Source organism: Sphingomonas sp. GW821-FHT02B09 (assembly GCF_059421875.1).
The window spans coordinates 1,270,367-1,289,045 of sequence record NZ_JBWKVV010000002.1 but is presented as its reverse complement, the minus strand read 5'-3'; the positions used below and the strand labels follow the sequence as shown (position 1 = coordinate 1,289,045).

General features: G+C 71.1%; 9 protein-coding genes. 6 read left to right on the top strand and 3 right to left on the bottom strand.

Going from position 1 to position 18,679, the window contains the following annotated elements; all coding sequences use genetic code 11:
- Positions 1 to 15: 15 nt before the first annotated feature.
- The 5 genes from glgX (at position 16) to AC07U4_RS14075 (ending at position 8,901) form a co-directional block, all read left to right on the top strand.
- Positions 16 to 2,127, top strand: a complete 2,112-nt coding sequence (gene glgX, locus AC07U4_RS14095; protein WP_495195779.1) for a glycogen debranching protein GlgX — start codon at positions 16 to 18, stop codon at positions 2,125 to 2,127.
- Complete coding sequence (gene treZ / locus AC07U4_RS14090; protein WP_495195778.1) at positions 2,124 to 3,818, top strand: malto-oligosyltrehalose trehalohydrolase; 1,695 nt, start codon at positions 2,124 to 2,126, stop codon at positions 3,816 to 3,818. Before glgX ends, treZ begins: the two co-directional genes overlap by 4 nt.
- Positions 3,819 to 4,185: 367 nt before the next feature.
- Positions 4,186 to 6,093, top strand: a complete 1,908-nt coding sequence (gene malQ / locus AC07U4_RS14085; protein ID WP_495195777.1) for a 4-alpha-glucanotransferase — start codon at positions 4,186 to 4,188, stop codon at positions 6,091 to 6,093.
- Entirely contained in the window at positions 6,090 to 8,390 is a 2,301-nt protein-coding gene (treY, locus tag AC07U4_RS14080; protein WP_495195776.1) for a malto-oligosyltrehalose synthase, read from the top strand. Before malQ ends, treY begins: the two co-directional genes overlap by 4 nt.
- A gap of 109 nt (positions 8,391 to 8,499) precedes the next feature.
- Positions 8,500 to 8,901 (top strand): hypothetical protein, encoded by a 402-nt coding sequence (locus tag AC07U4_RS14075; RefSeq protein ID WP_156143815.1) that lies wholly within the window; start codon positions 8,500 to 8,502, stop codon positions 8,899 to 8,901.
- Here AC07U4_RS14075 and AC07U4_RS14070 read toward each other — a convergent pair.
- From AC07U4_RS14070 to AC07U4_RS14060, 3 genes are all read right to left on the bottom strand, one after another.
- Positions 8,858 to 9,052, bottom strand: a complete 195-nt coding sequence (locus AC07U4_RS14070; protein WP_038662491.1) for a hypothetical protein — start codon at positions 9,050 to 9,052, stop codon at positions 8,858 to 8,860. The genes AC07U4_RS14075 and AC07U4_RS14070 overlap by 44 nt on opposite strands.
- Before the next feature lie 142 nt (positions 9,053 to 9,194).
- A complete protein-coding gene (locus AC07U4_RS14065) occupies positions 9,195 to 9,611 on the bottom strand; it encodes a cupin domain-containing protein (protein ID WP_038667084.1) in 417 nt (138 codons plus the stop codon).
- Between the two features lie 63 nt (positions 9,612 to 9,674).
- Positions 9,675 to 9,890, bottom strand: coding sequence for a hypothetical protein (locus tag AC07U4_RS14060; RefSeq protein ID WP_137898288.1), 216 nt, complete (start codon positions 9,888 to 9,890; stop codon positions 9,675 to 9,677).
- Between the two features lie 188 nt (positions 9,891 to 10,078).
- Here AC07U4_RS14060 and AC07U4_RS14055 point away from each other — a divergent pair, with 188 nt between their 5' ends.
- Positions 10,079 to 18,556 (top strand): BapA/Bap/LapF family large adhesin, encoded by an 8,478-nt coding sequence (locus AC07U4_RS14055; RefSeq protein ID WP_495195775.1) that lies wholly within the window; start codon positions 10,079 to 10,081, stop codon positions 18,554 to 18,556.
- Positions 18,557 to 18,679 lie beyond the last annotated feature (123 nt).

Sequence of the window (18,679 nt, the reverse complement as noted above, 5' to 3'; positions counted from 1 at the left end):
GGGGGTTTCCAACACGTGCATGCCTTGCCCGACCGGCTCGATCCGGGCTCGCCCTATCCGCTGGGCGCTACGTTCGATGGCCTCGGCGTCAATTTCGCGGTCTTCAGCGCCAATGCCGATCGTATCGAACTCTGCGTCTTCGATCCCTCCGGCAAGCGCGAGCTTCAGCGGATCACGCTGCCCGAATGTACCGACGAGGTGTTCCACGGCTATCTGCCCGATGCCGCGCCCGGCCTGATCTACGGCTATCGCGCGCACGGCCGCTACGAGCCCGACAACGGCCATCGCTTCAATCCCAACAAATTGCTGCTCGATCCCTATGCGCGGCGGCTGCACGGCCAGATCAAATGGACCGATGCGCTGCACGGCTACAAGGTCGGCCACGCGCGCGAGGACCTGAGCTTCGACAAGCGCGACAGCGCGCCGGCGATGCCCAAGGCGGTGGTGGTCGACGACCATTGGGACTGGTCGCGCGACACCAAGCCCAACACGCCCTGGTCCGAAACCGTGATCTACGAGGCGCACGTCAAGGGCCTGACCAAGCTGATGGAGCTGGTCCCGCCGCGCGAACGCGGGACCTATGCCGCGCTCGGCCATCCCGCGGTGATCGCGCATCTCAAGCGGATCGGCGTCACCGCGCTCGAGCTGCTGCCGATTCACAGCTTCACGCAGGACCGCTTCCTGCAGGAAAAGGGCCTGAAGAACTATTGGGGCTATAACACGCTCGGCTTCTTCGCGCCCGAACAGGCCTATATGTCGACCGACAGCCAGGACGAGCTGCGCCGCGCCGTCCACCGCCTGCACAAGGCGGGGATCGAGGTGATCCTCGACGTCGTCTACAACCACACGTGCGAAGGCTCGGAGAAAGGCCCGACGCTGTCGTGGCGCGGGTTGGACAATGCGAGCTATTACCGGCTGGTCAAGGATCAGCCGCGTTATTCGATAAACGACACCGGCACCGGCAACACGCTCAACCTCAGCAAGGCGCGCGTCATCCAGATGGTGACCGATTCGCTGCGCTATTGGGCGACGAGCTTCGGCATCGATGGTTTCCGCTTCGACCTCGGCCTGACGCTCGGCCGCGAGGACGACGGCTTCGACCCCGGCGCCGCCTTCTTCGACGTGGTGCGGCAGGATCCGGTGCTCGGTCGCCTCAAGCTGATGGCGGAGCCGTGGGACGTCGGCCCCGGCGGCTATCAGCTCGGCAATTTCCCGCCCGGTTTCGCCGAGTGGAACGACAAATATCGCGACACCGTCCGCCAGTTCTGGCGCGGCGACGCCGGCCAGCGCGCCGATCTCGCCGCGCGGCTCGCGGGCTCGGGCGACCTGTTCGACCGCCGCTCGCGCCGGCCGTGGGCGAGCATCAACCTGCTGTCCGCGCACGACGGCTTCACCCTCGCCGACACGGTGATGTACGAAGAGCGCCACAACGAGGCCAATGGCGAGGACAATCGCGACGGCCACGACAACAACCATTCACGCAACTGGGGCCAGGAAGGCCCGACCGACGATCCCGCGATCAACGACGCGCGCGGCCGCGTCCAGCGGTCGATGCTGACGACGCTGCTCGCCTCGCTCGGCACGCCGATGCTCGTCGCCGGCGACGAATTCGGGCGGACGCAGCAGGGCAACAACAACGCCTATTGCCAGGACAACGAGATCAGTTGGCTCGACTGGCAGGCGGCGGCGAGCGAGGCCGGGCAGACGCAGATTGACTATGTCGCGCGGCTGGCCGACCTGCGCCGTCGCTATCCGGTGCTGCGCGCCGCGACCTTCCTCTACGGGCAGGATTCGCCAGGCCACGGCATCAACGACGTCGAATGGTGGGACGAGCGCGGCGAGCGGCTGAGCCCCGAGGATTGGCAGAACCCCGAGGGTCGCGCGCTGATGATGCGCCGCGCCAGCCGCAACGAGGCGGGCGAGGTCGAGGCGGTGTCGCTGCTCATCAACGGTTCGGCCGATCCGGTGACGTTCCACCTGCCGCCGCCGCATGCCGGCCGCACCGTGCTGATCGACAGCGCTAGGCCCGAGCAGGGCGAGCTGGCGATCGAGGACAGCTACGAGGTGGCGCCGCAGGGCGCGGTGCTGGTCACTTGGACGCTGACCTTCGAGGAGGATGCGGCATGAGCCGCCGCTGGGGCGCCGAGCTGCTCGACGACGGGCGGACGCGCTTCGCGCTCTGGGCGCCGGCGTGCGACTCGGTGACGCTGAAGATCGACGGCAGCGCATCGACCGCGATGACGGCGGAGGACGACGGCTGGTTCGTCGCCACCGCGGACGCCCCGGCCGGCACCCGCTACCGCTTTCGACTCGACGATCTTGCGGTGCCCGATCCGGCGAGCCGCGCACAATCGGGCGGCGTCCACGGCTGGAGCCTCGTCATCGATCCCGCCTACGCCTGGACGGTCCCCGACTGGCGCGGCCGGCCGTGGGAGGACACGGTGCTGATCGAGCTGCACGCCGGCGTGCTCGGCGGCTTTCGCGGCGTCATGGACCAGATCCCGACGCTCGCCGCGCTCGGCATCACCGCGATCGAGCTGATGCCGGTCAACGCCTTCGGCGGTACGCGCAACTGGGGCTATGACGGCGTCCTGCCCTATGCCCCCGCCGAAGCCTATGGCGCGCCCGCCGAGCTCAAGGCGTTGGTCGACGAGGCGCATGCCTTCGGCCTCTCGGTCTTCCTCGACGTCGTCTACAATCACTTCGGCCCCGACGGGAATTACCTGTCGGCCTATGCCCCCGATTTCTTCGATGCCGACGTCCATACGCCCTGGGGCGGCGCGGTCGCGGTCGAGCGCGACGCGGTGCATCGCTTCTTCGTCGACAATGCGCTGATGTGGCTCGGCGACTATCGCATCGACGGGCTGCGCTTCGACGCGGTCCATGCGATCGACAACACCGACTTCCTCGATGCGATGGCGGCGGAGATCCGCGCGGCCTTCCCCGATCGCCACATCCACCTCGTCCTTGAAAACGAGCGCAACGACGCCGAGCGCCTCCACGACGGCGGCTATGACGCACAGTGGAACGACGATTTCCACAACGTCCTCCACGTGCTGCTCACCGGCGAGACCAGCGCCTATTACAGCGACTTCGCCGACAGGCCCGCCGAGCGGCTGGCGCGCTGCCTCGCCGAAGGCTTCATCTATCAGGGCGAACCTTCGGCCAATCACGACGGCACACCGCGCGGTACGCCGAGTGCGCATCTGTCGCCGACGCGCTTCGTCGCCTTTCTCCAGAACCACGATCAGGTCGGCAACCGCGCGCTCGGCGAGCGGCTCACCGTCCTCACCGACACCGCCCGGCTGCGTGCCGCGACCGCCCTGCTGCTGCTCGGGCCGCAGGTGCCGATGCTGTTCATGGGCGACACCGAAGGCAGCGAGACGCCGTTCCTGTTCTTCACCGATTTCCACGACGACCTCGCCGACGCGGTGCGCGAGGGGCGGCGCAAGGAATTCGCCAAGTTCGACGCCTTCGCCGACCCGGCGGCGCGCGAGCGCATCCCCGATCCCAATGCGCCCGAGACGTTCGAGCGCTCGCGCCCCGAGCCGGGACCGGATGCGCACGGCTGGCGGACGCTGATCCGCGACCTGATCGCGCTGCGTCGGAGCGCGATCGCGCCGCATCTGGCGGGGGCGAAGGCGCTGGGGGCGGAGGCGACGGGCGAGGCGGCCGTCACCGCGCGCTGGCGGCTCGGCGACGGCAGCGTGCTGACGATCGCGCTCGATCTCGCCTATCAGCCGGCGCCGCTGCCGGAGGGTGAAGGCGAGCTGCTGCACGCCGAGGGCGAACGCTTCCGCGCGTGGATCGCGAAATGATGGGCGCACAGAGGCGCGGAGGACGCAGAGGGATCGGGGCCGGCGGCAGCCCTTTTTACGAAGATGATGGTCACGCGAAGACGCGAAGACGCGAAGGTGTCCCGCACGGGCGGGCTCCCGCCCTTCTTCTTCGCGTCTTCGCGTCTTCGCGTGAATCCCGCTTCATCGGATCGGATGACAGGGCCACGACATCGGCTACGCCGCGTGACCCACTCCGCGTTCTCTGCGCCTCTGCGCGAACCCATCTCAGTACCCCGGCGAAGGCCGGGGCCCAGTTGGGAGACGCCACGCACAAAGCGCATCGCGTCATAAGCACGACTTTCCCAACCGGGCCCCGGCCTTCGCCGGGGTTCCGAGGGGGGATGCGATGACCGACCTCGCCACCGAAGCCCAAGCCACCGGGCTGCAGGCCGAATGGGAGGATGCCGACGGCCGCCGGCACCGCGTCGACGATGCGGTGCTGCGCGCGATCCTCGATACGCTCGACACGCGGGTCGACGGCGTGCCGTTCGTCACCGGCGACACGGGTTGCCCGGTCGCGACTGCTGCCAAGCCCGGCGCGGCGCGCCTGATGCTCGAGGACGGCACCACCCGCGCGGTCGCCATCGCCGCGGACGGCACCATCCCCGGTATCGCCGAGCCCGGCTATCACCGCCTCGACACCGCGGGCGGTGTCGTCACGCTCGCCATCGCGCCGCCGCGCTGCATCGCGCCGCCGCCCGGTCATAGCTGGGGGCCGGCGGTCCAGATCCCCGCATTGCGCGGGTCGCGACCGGCACCGTACGGCGACCTCGGCACGCTCGCCGAGGCCGCGCGCGCCTTCGCCGACGCCGGTGCGGACACGCTCGCGATCAGCCCGACGCATGCGCTCTTCCCCGCCGATGCGACGCGGTTCAGCCCCTATGCGCCGTCGAGCCGGCTGTTCCACCACGCGCTCCTCGCCGACCCCGCCCTTGCCGGCGTGACGGACGCCGGCCCGGTCGGTGGCGAGCTGATAGACTGGCAGACCGGCTGGCCCGAACGCCTTGCGCAGCTCCGCACCGCCTTCGATCGCGCGCCGGCCGGGTTGCGCGCCCGCTTCGACGCCGCTCGCGCGGCCCGCCCGGACTGGGACGAACACGCCCGGTTCGACGCGCTGCACGCGCATTTCTTCGCCGCCACGCAGGCACGCGGCTGGCAGGACTGGCCCGCCGATTATCACGACCCCGCCGGCCCCGCGGTCGCCCGCTTCGTCGCGGATCACGCGCCGGACGTCGCCTTTTACGCCTTCCTGCAATGGCTCACCGACGCCAGCCTCGCGCAGGCGCAGGCGGCGGCGCGCGATGCCGGCATGCGAATCGGCCTGATCGCCGACCTCGCGGTCGGCATGGACGCGGGCGGCAGCCACGGCTGGAACCGCCGCGACGATCTGCTGACCGGCCTGTCGATCGGCGCGCCGCCCGATCCGCTCGGGCCGCAGGGCCAGAATTGGGGGATCACCGCGCTCTCCCCCTTCGCGCTGCGCCGGACCGGCTTCGACGGCTTCATCCGCACCGTCCGCGCCGCGCTCCGCCATGCCGGGGGCCTGCGCATCGACCATGCGCTCGGGCTCAAGCGGCTGTGGGTCATCCCCGACGGCGGCAAGGCGAGCGACGGCGCCTATCTGGCGATGCCCTTCGCCGACCTGCTGCGCATCCTCGCGCTCGAATCGCATCGCGCCGGGGCGATCGTCATCGGCGAGGATCTCGGCACCGTGCCGCCGGGCTTCCGCGACACGATGGCGAAGCGCGGCATGCTCGGCATGCGCGTCCTCCCCTTCGAGCGCGACGACACGGGCTTCACGCCCTCCAGCGGGTGGGACGCGCAGGCGGTGGCGATGACCGGCACGCACGACACCGCGACGCTCGCGGGCTGGTGGACGGGCCGCGACATCACCTGGAACCACAAGTTGAAGCGCAGCGGAAGCGACGAACCCGCCGACCGGCTGCGCCGCATCGGCGAGAAGAAGGCGCTGTGGACCGCCTGTACCACGGCGGGCGTCGCCGCCGGTCCGGTCCCCAACGACGCCGCACCGGCGATCGACGCCGCGATCGCCTTCACGCGTCAGGCACCCTGCCCACTCACCATCGTCCCGCTCGAAGACCTCGTCGGCATCGCCGAACAGCCCAACCTGCCCGGCACCACGGACGAACATCCCAACTGGCGCCGCCGCATGCCCGACACGACCGAGGCGCTGCTCGCCCGGCCCGAGGTCGCGCGTCGCGCCGCCCTCCTTTCAGCAAAGAGTTCCGCATGACGCCCCGCGCCACCTATCGCATGCAGTTCCACGCCGGCTTCACCTTCGCCGATGCCGAGGCGCTGGTGCCGTATCTCGACGATCTCGGGATCAGCCATCTCTACGCCTCGCCGATCACCGTCGCCGCCAAGGGCTCGACGCACGGCTATGACGTCGTCGATCCGACCCGCATCAACCCCGAGCTCGGCGGCGAGGACGGCTTCCGCAGCCTCGTCGCCGCGCTCAAGGCGCGGAACATGGGCGTCGTTATCGATATCGTCCCCAACCATATGGGCGTCGCCGGCGGCGGCAACGCCTGGTGGAACGACGTGCTCGCCAACGGACAGGCGAGCGCCTACGCCCGGTTCTTCGATATCGACTGGTCGCGGCGGCTGCTGCTGCCGGTGCTCGGCGACACGCTTGCGGCGACGATCGCCAACGGCGACCTCGCGGTCGAAGGCGACGCGATCGTCGCTTACGGCGAGCATCGCTTCCCGCTGCGCCCCGACGTGCAGGAAAGCGACCTCGCCACGCTGCTCGACCGCCAGCATTACCGGCTGGCGAGCTGGCGCGTCGCCAACGACGCACTCAACTGGCGCCGCTTCTTCACCGTCAACGACCTCGCCGGCGTCCGCATCGAGGATCCCGCGGTGTTCGAGGCGACGCACGCGCTGTATTTCCGCCTCTACGACGAGGGGCTGATCGACGGCGTCCGCATCGATCACGTCGACGGCCTCACCGACCCGATCGGCTATTGCCGCACGTTGCGCGAGCGGCTCGGCCCCGACGCCTGGATCGTCATCGAGAAGATCCTCGGTGCGGGCGAAGGCCAGCCGCTCGGCTGGGGCGTCGACGGCACCAGCGGCTACGATTTCATGGAACAGGTCGCGACACTGATCCACGACCCGCTCGGCGCGCTGCCGCTCGAGGAATTGTGGCAGGAGGTGAGCGGCCGCTATCAGGGGTTCGAGGCGGAGGAGTTCGAGGCGCGGCAGGATCTGCTCGCGTGGCAATTCTCCGGCCAGCTCGACGCCTGCGTCGCTGCCTTCGTCGCGCTGAACGACGACGAGGCGGTCACCCCGGCGATGCTGCGCCGCGCGATCGAGCGGCTGCTCTGGGTGTTCCCGGTCTATCGCACCTATGGCACCGGCAGCGCCGCCGCGCCGCAGGACGCGGCGATCCGCGGCCTCGTCCGCGAGCGCGTGTCGTGGCTGATCCCGCCCGGCGAAGCGCATGTCGTCGACCGCATCCTCGCCTGGCTCGCCGGGGAGGGGCCGCAGGGATCTTCGGGCGATGCCGCCGACGCGGTGCGTCGCTTCCAGCAGCTATCCGCCCCGATCGCCGCCAAATCGGTCGAGGATACCGCCTTCTACCGTTCGGGCCGATTGCTGTCGCGCAACGACGTCGGCTTCGACGCGACGATTCTCGGCGTGCCCGTCGACGCCTTCCACCGGATCATGGCCGATCGGGCGCGCGACGTGCCGCATGCGATGCTGACCACCGCGACGCACGACCACAAGCGCGGCGAGGATGTCCGCGCCCGGCTCGCGGTCCTGAGCACGATCCCCGACGCATGGCGCGCGCGGGTCGAGGCGTGGGAGGCGCTGTCATGGGGCTGGGATCACGACGTCGACGGCGGCGATCGCTACATGCTGCTCCAGACGATCGTCGGCGCCTGGCCCGAGGACGGCGCGGCCGGCGACTTCGCCGACCGGCTCAAGGCATGGCAGCAGAAGGCGCTACGCGAGGCCAAGCTCCGCTCGTCGTGGGAAGCGCCCGACGAGGACTATGAGGCCGCCGCCGCCGCGCTGATCGACGCCTATCTCGCCGATCCGCGCTTCGTCGCCGAGATCACCGCCTTCGTCGCGAAGCTGGCGCCCGCGGCCCGCGCCAACACGCTCGTACAGACGCTGCTGCGCTATACGGTGCCGGGCGTGCCCGACCTCTATCAGGGCACCGAACTCGCCGACCTCAGCCTCGTCGATCCCGACAACCGCCGCCCGGTCGATTATGCTGCGCGCACGGCGTTGCTCGGCGGCGATGCGGTCCCGGGCAAGCTGCGGTTGATCGCCGCCCTGCTCGCCCGCCGCCGCGCCGATCCGGCGCTGTTCGCCGACGGCGACTATCGGCCCGCCACGGTCGAGGGCAGCGACCGCATCCTCGCCTTCACCCGCAGCACCGGCGGCCGCAGCCTGCATGTCGCCGCGCTCGTCCGCGGCACCGCGGTGCCCGACGCGACGATCCGATTCGCCGACGGCGACACCCGCACCGCGGCGGAAATCTTCGCGCAAGACGCGATCTGGTATCGAATTGTCTGATTATGATGACATTAACTAAGTATTTGATCCAAATCAGTTGTTATAGGTTGTTTCACCGCGCTGCCTCCGGCACGGAGGCATCAAGATAATCAAGAGAGGACTGGGAGCCATGCCGCAAGCGCGCCTTGTAGACTTCTGGGCCAGAGCGATCGCCGCACGCTCGCCGGTGATGCTGGAACAATTGCGCGGGGTGGCGCGCGATCTGATTGCCGCCCGCAGCGCGCTACGATCGGTGATGCCGGCCGAATTCGTCAACAACCCGCCGATCGACCTGCTGTACGCGCTGTTCGCCGCCGACGATCAGGCGATGATGGTGCCGCCGCTGATCACCGCCACGGGCGTTTCCGGCCCGGTCGCCCGCCGTTGGCTCGACGTCCTCGTCGATCGCGATCTCGTCATGGAGCGCGACGGCAGGGTCACGCTGACCGAGGCGGGCTTCGTCATGGCCGCCGAAGCGTGTCAGGCGATCATTGAGTCGCGGACGGGCGCCGCGGGGGCGACTCTGAATTGAAGCGCAGCGCGTCGGCACGGCGCGTCACCGTGTCGAGCGCCTGCTCCAGCTCGGCGGCAGCCAGCGTCTCGTCGGCTGCCACGGCCAGTTCCAGGGCCTGCGAAATCAGGTGCCGCGCCTCGTCGAGACGGACGGCGTTGTCGATATCCATGCGCGAACCTCCGCTCCGATCGACACTCGTGCCGCGCGGTGGTGGATGCAACCAAGCCCGCTAAAAATCAAATGACAATCGTCTCCATTGGCGGACCGCGAGTCCCCCGATGGAGCGACGTCTCCGGAAATGCCGTCCGGGCTTAATGCCCGACGGCATCCTTTACCGCATCGACCGCCTTGGCGAGCAGACCCTTCTCGGCCTCTTCCGCCTCTGCCTTGGTCTTGAAGGCGGCACCCTCCGGCTCCGCCGGGGGCGCGTAGACCGAGAACAGCTTGAGCGCGCCCGCGCCCTTGTTGACGATATTGTGCTGTGCGCCCTTCGGCACCACGACGAGGTGGTTGGGCGTCGCCTTGGTCGAATGACCGTCGATCACTACCTGCGCCTCGCCCTCGACGATGAAGGTCGTCTGGTCGGCGGGATGCGTCTCCATGCCGATCTCCTCGCCGGCAGGGATCGCCATCAATACGATCTGCACCTTGGCGTCGCGATAGACCTCTTTCTGCCAAAGGTCGTTGCGGCCGGCGAGTTCGACCATGTCCTTGTTGAAGATCGCCATTGCCGATTCGCTCCCATCCATGCGTTCGCAGCATTGGACGAACGAGCGCCCGGCACGTTCCGCTCAATCCCACACCAGCCGCCAAAAGGCGCGCCACGCACGCCACGGTGCAGGCACGCGAAGCACCTCTGCGGACGCCGGACCGAGGTCGGCACGCCGCGTCGCGTAGATGGCGGCCAGATGATGATGCACCCGCCGTGCCCGCTTGCACTGCGCCCGCCGCGCCATGTGCAATTCGTGCAACTCCCGGCGGCGCAAGTATTCGGCTTCAGGATTCATGGTCCGCGCCTCTCTCCTCTCTGTTGATCAGGCTAGAGTGTGGCGCGGAACCGACAACAGGATTTCAAACCGATATCGGTATCGAAGCAGCTTCGGCTTGGGAGCCGACTTTACTAGCATAGATTAAATCGCACCTCGGTCCGACACGGACGATGTCGTGCAGCGAAGTGCCAGTAGAGGAATAGGCCATGAACGTCGAAGTGATCTCGAAGGCGACCGGCGCCGTGAACGAAGTCGCGGGCAACAGCGTCGATCTCGACGCGCCGAGCATCGTCCGCCTCGATCTCACGCGTGCCCAGATCGCCGGGATGGATCGCCAGGGTCAGGATCTCGTCGTCCGCCTCGTTGACGGTCAGACCGTACGGATCGCCGATTTCTACCCCGCCAATGCGACGGTGGCGAACGACCTCGTCCTGCGCGAGCCCGACGGCCACCTCTGGGTGGCGCGTGGCAGCGGCGGCGTCCCGCGCTTCGCATCGCTGCGCGACCTCGCCGACCTCACCGCCGTCGCGGGCGAGGGCGGGTCGTCGCTGGCGCTGCCCGCGATGCTGCTCGGCGGCGCTGCCGCGGCCGGCGGCATCGTCGCGATCGCCGGCGGCGGCGGCGATGACGCCAGCGCCGCCGGCAGCGGCACACCGACGCCCGATCCGGGCACCGGGACCGGTGTCGGCACCGGCACACCCGACACCACGCCCCCCGCCATACCCGTCGCCGCCGTCCGCGGCGACGGCGCCGCGATCACCGGTCGTGGCGAGGCCGGCGCCACCATCACCGTCCGCGACGCCGCCGGCACCGTGATCGCCACCACCGTGGTCGCCGCCGACGGCAGCTATACCGTCGTCATCGCCCCGGCGCGGATCGACAACGAGCGGCTCACCGTCACCCAGACCGACACCGCCGGCAACGTCTCCCCCACCCTCGTCATCCAGGCGCCCGACCTCACCGCCCCGGTTGCGCCCACCGCCGCGGTCGATGCCACCGGCGCGACCGTCAGCGGCCGCGGCGAGGCTGGCGCCACCGTCACCGTCCGCGACGCCGCCGGCACCGTGCTCGGCACCGCGCTCGTCGCCGCCGACGGCAGCTACACCGTCACGCTGTCGACGCCCCAGGCCAATGGCGGCGCGCTGAGCGTCAGCCAGAGTGACGCCGCCGGCAACGTCTCGCCGACCGTCGCGGTCGCCGCGCCCGACATCACCGCCCCCGCCGCACCGACCGTCGCGGTCGACGGCACCGGCACCGTCGTCACCGGCACCGGTGAGCCGGGCGCCCGCGTCACGATCACCGATCCCGCCGGCACCATACTCGCCACCGCCACCGTCGCCGCCGACGGCAGCTACAGCGCGACGCTCGCCACCGCACAGGTCAACGGCGAGCGGCTCGACGCGCGCCAGACCGACGCCGCCGGCAACGCCTCGGGCACCGCCAGCACCGTCGCTCCCGATCTCACCGCCCCGGCCCAGCCGACCGCGACGATCACCGGCGACGGCACCTCGGTCAGCGGCGCCGGCGAGGCGGGCGCACGCATCACCATCGTCAACGCCGCCGGCACCGTGCTCGGCACCGCGCTGGTCGGTGCCGACGGCACCTACGTCGTCGCGCTGACCCCGGCGCAGGCCAATGGCGAGGCGCTGACGGTGCGCGAGAGCGACGCCGCCGGCAATCAGGCGACACCGCTCGCGCTGACCGCGCCCGACATCACGCCGCCCGCCGCGCCGGTCGCCACGCTCGACGCGACCGGCACCACCGTGACCGGCACCGGCGAGCCCGGCGCCACGATCGTCGTGCGGGACGCCGCCGGCACCGCGCTCGGTACGGCGACCGTCGGCGCACAGGGCGCCTATGCGGTCGTCCTCGCCACCCCGCAGATCGACAGCCAGAGCCTCGCGGTCACCCAGACCGACGCCGCCGGCAACGCCTCGCCGGCGACGCCGCTCACCGCGCCCGACCTCACCGCGCCCGCCGCGCCGACCATCACGATCGCCGCCGACGGCGCGAGCGTCAGCGGCGTCGGCGAGCCGGGCGCCGCCGTCACCATCCGCGATCCGCTCGGCACGGTGATCGCCACCGCCACCGTCGCCGCCGACGGCACCTATGCCGCCACCTTGTCCACGCCCCAGATCGACGGCGAGGTGCTGAGCGTCCGTCAGGCCGATGCCGCCGGCAACCTGTCGCCCGTCGCCACTGCGACCGCGCCCGATCTGGTCGTCGACGTCCCGCCCGCCGCGCCGACCGCGGCGGTGACCGGCGACGGCACCGCAGTCACCGGCGTCGCCGTCGGCGGCGCGACGATCACGCTCTATGACGCCAACGGCGTTGCGATCGGCACCGGCACCGCCGCCGCCGACGGCAGCTACAGCGTCACGCTGACCCCGGCGCGGCTCGACGGCGAGACGATCCGCGTCACCCAGGCGGATGCCGCCGGTGCGGTGTCGCCGCCCGCGACCGCGATCGCCCCCGATCTCACCGCCCCCGCCGCGCCGAGCGCGACGATCGACGCCACCGGCCAGATCATCACCGGCACCGCCGAGGCAGGCGCGACCGTCACCGTCCGCGACGCCGGCGGCGCCGCGATCGGCACCGCCACCGCCAATGCGTCCGGCGAATATGCCGTACAGCTCGCCACGCCGCAGGCGAACGGCGGCACGCTCGCCGTCACCCAGGCGGACGGCGCGGGCAATGTGTCCGCCGCGACCGGCATAGCTGCCCCCGACACCACCGCGCCCGTCGCGCCCTCCGCCACCGTCGCGCCCGACGGCAACAGCGTCACCGGCATCGGCGAGGCCGGTGCGACCGTCACCGTCCGCGACGCAACCGGCAATCCGCTCGGCACCGCGCTCGTCGCGCCGGACGGCAGCTACACCGTCGCGCTGACCGCGCAGCAAGGCGACGGCCAGACCGTCACCGTCACGCAGGCGGATCCGACCGGCAACGCCTCGCCCGCGACGACGATCACCGCACCCGACTTCACCGCGCCCGGCGCACCGACCGCGTCCGTCGCCGCCGGCGGCAGCACCGTGATCGGTGTCGGCGAACCCGGCGCGACCGTCACCGTCACCGCCGCCGACGGCACCGTGCTCGGCAGCGACACCGTCGCTGCCAACGGTGGCTATGCCGTCACGCTCGCCACCCCGCAGGCGAACGGCGAGGCGCTCACCGTCGTCCAGACCGATCCGGCCGGCAACGCCTCGCCGCCGCTCGCCTTCACCGCGCCCGACCTCACCCCGCCGGCGGCTCCCGCCGCGACGCTCGATGCCAGCGGCAGCATCGTCACCGGCACCGGCGAGATCGGCGCGACGGTCAGCGTCCGCGACGGCGCGGGTGCGCTGCTCGGTACCGCGACCGTCACCGCGCAGGGCAATTATTCGGTCACGCTCGCCACCCCGCAGGTCGACCGCCAGACGCTCGTCGTCGGCCAGAGCGACGCAGCCGGCAACGCCTCGCCCACCGTCGCGCTGACCGCGCCCGACATCACCGCACCGCTCGCCCCCACCGCGACGGTCGGCGGCGATGGCCTGTCGGTCACCGGCACCGGCGAGGCCGGCGCGACCATCTCGATCCGCAATCCTGTCGGGCTCGAGATCGGCACCGCCATCGTCGCTGCCGACGGAAGCTACACCGCGACGCTGTCGTCGGCGCAGGTCGATGGCGAGGTGCTCACCGTCCGCCAGACCGACCCGGCGAACAACGTGTCGCCGGTGGTCAGCGCCACCGCGCCGGACCTCGCCCCCGGCGTCGTCCCGATGCCGCCGTCGGCGACGGTGACCGGCGACGGCACCGCGGTGACCGGACGCGCGATGGGTGCCGCGACGATCACCGTCTACAGCGCCACCGGCACCGTCATCGCCACCGGCATCGCCGCGGCCGACGGCAGCTACAGCGTCGCCCTCGCCACCCCGCGCGTCAACGGCGAGACCGTCTTCGTCACTCAGAGCGACGCGATCGGCGCTTCGCCGCCGACCACCGCGATCGCGCCCGACCTCACCGCCCCGGCGGCACCGACCGCGACGCTCGATCCGAGCGGCGCCGTCGTCACCGGCACCGGCGAGGCCGGCGCGACGATCGTCGTGCGCGACCTCAACGGCACGTCGCTCGGCACCGCCACCGTCACCACCGCCGGCAGCTATGCGGTCACGCTGTCTGCGCCGCAGGTCGACGGCCAAGTGCTCGCCGTCACCCAGGCGGACCGCACCGGCAACGTCTCGCCCGCGATCCCGCTGGTCGCGCCGGACTTCACCGCACCGCTCGCCCCGGTCGCCAGCGTCGCCGTCGACGGCACCTTCGTCAGCGGCACCGGCGAGCCCGGCACGATCGCCATGGTCCGCGATGCCGCCGGCACGCTGCTCGGCACCGGCACCGTCGACACCACCGGCGGCTTCAACGTGCCGCTCGCCACCGCGCTGATCGACGGCGAGAGCATCCGCGTGACGCTCACCGACGCGACCGGCAACGTCTCGCCGACCGTCACCGTCACCGCGCCCGATTTTACCGCGCCCGCCGCGCCGACGCTCGCGATCAACGGCGACGGCACCGTCGTGACCGGGACCGGCGAGGCCGGCGCGGTGGTGACGATCACCAACGCCGCTGGCGCCGCGCTCGGCACCGCGACCGTCGCGGCGGACGGCAGCTTCACCGTCACGCTCACCCCGCAGCAGAACAACGGCGGCACGCTGACCGCGACGCAGGCGGATGCCGCAAGCAACGTCTCGCTCCCCGGCACCGTCACCGCGCCCGACCTGATCGCGCCGGCCGCGCCCTCCGCGACCGTCTCCCCCGACGGCACCACCGTCACCGGCACCGGCGAGGCCGGCGCGCGGATCGTCGTCACCGATCCCGCCGGTGCGCCGATCGGCGTCACCGTCGTCGCCGCCGACGGCAGCTACGCCGTCACCCTCTCCACCCCGCAGGCCAATGGCGAGCGGCTGCTCGCCACCCAGACCGACGGCGGCGGCAACGTCTCGCCGCCGATCGCGGCGCTCGCCCCCGACATCACGCCGCCCGCCGCGCCGACGCTCGCCATCGCCGGCGACGGCACGCTCGCCAGTGGCATCGGCGAGGCCAATGCGACCGTCACCGTCACCGGCCCCGGCGGCTTCGTCGCCACCGTGACGGCGGACGCCGCGGGCAATTTCAGCGTCCCGCTCTCGCCGGCACGGCTGAACGGCGAAGGCTTCACCGCGATCCAGGTCGACGGCGGCGGCAACGCCTCCCCCGTCGCGACCGCGACCGCCCCCGACACCACCGCACCGCTTGCCCCCACCGGCACGGTCGCCGGCGACGGCGCGAGCATCACCGGCTTCGGCGAGGCCGGCGCGACCGTCACCGCCACCGGCGCCGCCGGCACGGTGCTCGGCACCGCGGTGGTCGCGGCGGACGGCAGCTTCACGATCCCGCTCGCCACCGCGCAGATCGACGGCGAACCGCTCACCATCCGGCAGGCCGACCCCACCGGCAACACGTCGCCGGGCTTCGCGCTCACCGCGCCGGACCTCGTCGCCCCCGCCGCCCCCACCGCGACCGTCGCGGCCGGCGGCGCCAGCGTCAGCGGCTTCGGCGAAGCCGGCGCGACCATCGTCGTCACCGCTCCGGGTGGCACCGAACTGGGCCGTACCGTCGCCGCCGCCGACGGCAGCTACACCGTGGCGCTCGCCACTGCGCAGACCAACGGCGAGCTGCTCGGCGTCCGCCAGAGCGACGGCGGCGGCGTTTCGCCGGTCACCGCTACGATCGCCCCCGATACCACGCCCCCCGCCGCGCCGGTCGCGACGGTGACGGCGGACGGCGTCCTGGTCACCGGCACCGGCGAGCCCGGCGCCACCGTGACCGTCCTCGGCGCCGGCAACGTGCCGCTCGGCACCGCGGTGGTCGACCCGGATCGCAGCTATACGGTCCAGCTCACCCAGCCGCAGACCGGCGGCCAGACGCTGACCGTCACGCAGAGCGACACCAGCGGCAACGTCTCGATCCCCACCACCGCCGGCGCACCGCTGCTGGCCGGACCGGCCCCGCTCACCGCCACCGTATCGCCCGACGGCACCACCGTGACCGGCACCGGTGCCGCCGGCGCCGCGATCACCGTCACGCTCAACGGCACCGCGCTCGGCACGGTCACCGCGGCCGGCGACGGCACCTACACGATCGGCCTGTCCACCCCGCAGCGCAACGGCGAGACGCTCACCGTCGTGCAGGCAGTCGCCAACGGCCCCGCCACGTCGGTCCTGGCGCTCGCTCCCGACATCACCGCGCCCGCCGCGCCGACCGCCACGGTGATCGCCGCCGGCAGTCAGGTGACCGGCACCGGCGAGCCCGGCGCGACCGTGACGATCCGTGCCGGCGGCGTCGACCTCGGCACCGCGCTGGTCACCACCTCGGGCAGCTATCTGGTCACCCTCGCCACGCCGCAGCGCAACGGCGAGACGCTGACCGCGGTGCAGACCGACGCGGCGCGCAACGTCTCGGCCGGGATCACCGTCGTCGCGCCCGACATCACCGCGCCCGCGGCGCCCGCCGCGCTGGCGGTCAACCCGACCGGCACGACGCTCACCGGCACCGGCGAGGCCGGCGCCCGCGTCGAGGTGCGCAGCGGCACGAGCGTCCTCGGCAACGGCGTCGTCGGCGCCGACGGCAGCTTCACCGTCACGCTGACCACGCCGCAGGTCGCCGGCGCGACGCTGGCGGTGACCCTGGCCGATGCGGCCGGCAACGTCTCGGGCGCCGCGACGGTCGTCGCGCCGTTCGATATCCAGGCGTTCGGCAACGCCGCGACGGCGACGATCGACCTCCTCCCCGTCGTCGCCGCCGCGCCCACCGCGATCGGCAGCGCCAACTACCTCGCCTTGGTCTCCGCCGGCGTGCTCAACCTGCAGGCGCAGGTGCTCGGCACGCCCAGCGTCCGCTTCACCGTGCAGGACGGCCACAACCTCGCCGCCAGCTTCACCTATGACGCGACGCTCAACATCGGCGTCACCAGCGGCTATAGCGTCGTCGTCCAGCGCTTCGACGGCACGCAATGGGTTGCAGTCAACGGCGCTCCGGGCGGCTCTCTGCTCGAACTCGGCCTGCTGAACGGCAACCTCACCGCCAGCCAGACGCTCACGCCCGGCGAATATCGCGCCTTCCTCACCTATCAAAGCGGGCTCGGCGTCGGCGTCGGTCTGCTCGGCAGCCTCGCGGTCAGCGGCACCGATATCGACTATACCGATGTCGGCGGGGTGCGCCCGGTCGCGGCGACCGGCAACGTCATCACCGACCCCGGCGTCGGCGGCGCGGTCGACGTGGTCTCGCCCGGCACGCACGTGACCAGCGTCACCAACACCGTCACCGGCGCGACCGTCGCCGTCACCGCGGACGGCACCGTCGTCGACGGCGAATGGGGCACGCTGGTGATCAACCTCGACGGCAGCTACAGCTACACGCCCGATGCGAATGCGGCGGCGATCGGCCGTACCGACGTCTTCAGCTATGCGATCATCGACCCTAGCGACAATGAGGTGGAGCGCGCCAATCTGTCGATCACCGTCGGCAGCGGCGCGATCACCGGCGCGCCGGTCGGCGTCGCCGATGTCGCGGTGGCGCCGGTCACTTATGCCAACGTCGTCGAGGCGGCGGCGCCGATCACCTACAGCTTCACCGCGACCCCCGCGGTGCAGGTGCCGCTGTTGCCGGTCGCGGTCGGCTCGCACGGCGAGCGGACCGATACGTTCTCGATCGCGCCCAACACCGATGCGGACATCACCATCCGCGCCTCCACGGTAGGCCTGCTCAGCGTCGCCCCTACCTATACGCTGACGCTGACCAATCTCACCGCCGGCACCACCCAGACGATCACCAACCTGGCGCTGGCCGGCGTCGGCAGCGCCAGCACCAGCTTCACGCTCAACGACCTGCCGGCGGGCAATTACCGTTATACGCTCGCCGCCGACGCGCTGGTCGGCACGCGGTTCGACACCAGCGTCACGCTGGACCGCACGACGACGCTGCTCGACCGCCATGTCGTCGTCAGCCCGGCAGCGGTGGAGGGCAGCCTGCTCGCCAACGACGACGCCCATTCGAGCTTCGTCGCGGTCCGCGTCGCCACCGGCAGCACCTTTACGGAGGTCGGCAATACCCCGCTCGTCATCAACGGCACGCACGGCACGCTGACCGTCGATGAGGTCGGCCATTACGTCTACCAGCCGAGTACGACGCTGGCCTATTCGACCACCGACCTGACCGACTCGTTCACCTACCAGTTGGTGCAGCCCAATGGAGTCGCCGCGACCACGACTCTGACCGTCACGATCGACGTGCCGGGCGACAATGCCTCGGCGATGGTCCATTATGCGGTCGCACCCGTCTACAGTATCGAACCCGATGTGGTTTCACTGGATACGCACGCGGTGACCGCCGATGCCCATCTCGCCACCGCACCCGCGGTCGCCGCGACGGGCGATGGCGCGGCGATCGGGCTCGCCACCTACGAACTGTTCGAAGGGCGCGGCGAACTGGAAGATGTGCTCTCGCACTATCTCGCCACGCAGCAGAATGGCATCCACGCCGATGCGTCGGGCGCCGATCACAGCGCGGCAGTGGTACCGGTCGCCGCCGCGGTCGTCGCCGACCCGCTCGACTATCTCGCGACGCTGGATGATCAGACGCATCATGCAACTACTGTCAATCATGTTGTTTAAGCACCTCAAACTGCATCTAAAGTATTGATGACAAAGGGCTGAATTCTACTCTTTGTTAAGCAACCGGGCCTCTTTTGCACGGCAAGAGAGGACCCGGTTGCGATGCGTTTCCCGAGACGGTTA

What these genes read in the sequence shown, in the direction of transcription:
- AC07U4_RS14065 (WP_038667084.1), bottom strand. Translation starts at nt 9,611, where the DNA reads ATGGCGATCTTCAACAAGGACATGGTCGAACTCGCCGGCCGCAACGAC.
- treY (WP_495195776.1), top strand. Translation starts at nt 6,090, where the DNA reads ATGACGCCCCGCGCCACCTATCGCATGCAGTTCCACGCCGGCTTCACC.
- AC07U4_RS14055 (WP_495195775.1), top strand. Translation starts at nt 10,079, where the DNA reads ATGAACGTCGAAGTGATCTCGAAGGCGACCGGCGCCGTGAACGAAGTC.
- treZ (WP_495195778.1), top strand. Translation starts at nt 2,124, where the DNA reads ATGAGCCGCCGCTGGGGCGCCGAGCTGCTCGACGACGGGCGGACGCGC.
- AC07U4_RS14060 (WP_137898288.1), bottom strand. Translation starts at nt 9,890, where the DNA reads ATGAATCCTGAAGCCGAATACTTGCGCCGCCGGGAGTTGCACGAATTG.
- AC07U4_RS14075 (WP_156143815.1), top strand. Translation starts at nt 8,500, where the DNA reads ATGCCGCAAGCGCGCCTTGTAGACTTCTGGGCCAGAGCGATCGCCGCA.
- malQ (WP_495195777.1), top strand. Translation starts at nt 4,186, where the DNA reads ATGACCGACCTCGCCACCGAAGCCCAAGCCACCGGGCTGCAGGCCGAA.
- AC07U4_RS14070 (WP_038662491.1), bottom strand. Translation starts at nt 9,052, where the DNA reads ATGGATATCGACAACGCCGTCCGTCTCGACGAGGCGCGGCACCTGATT.